Annotated in this window: 1 protein-coding gene; it reads left to right on the forward strand. The window is 55.0% G+C overall.

The genetic code is table 11. The features are described from left to right. Positions 1–83: 83 nt before the first annotated feature. Positions 84–251: helix-turn-helix domain-containing protein (locus AF337_RS45260; protein ID WP_244471218.1), on the forward strand; the 168-nt coding region annotated here is incomplete at its 3' end.

Raw genomic sequence — 251 nt, forward strand, 5'->3', positions numbered from 1 at the left:
ACGTGAAAGTTGAGGCATGACATCTTTCTCCGGATCAGTAGCACGATGGGAGCTATGTCGAGCCCCTTGACGACGCGAATGCTATGACATCCACAATCAACCGGGTATCTTGGCAATGTGGAAACATTCTTCTCATTTTATGGAAGGCTTCGATGGATAGTTTTGACGCGATGGCGGTGCTATTGGCGGTGGTCGACGCCGGCAGTCTTTCTGCCGGGGCACGGCGGCTGAATGCGCCGCTGGCCACGGTC

Source organism: Rhizobium ecuadorense, assembly GCF_001187535.1.
Taxonomy (GTDB): domain Bacteria; phylum Pseudomonadota; class Alphaproteobacteria; order Rhizobiales; family Rhizobiaceae; genus Rhizobium; species Rhizobium ecuadorense.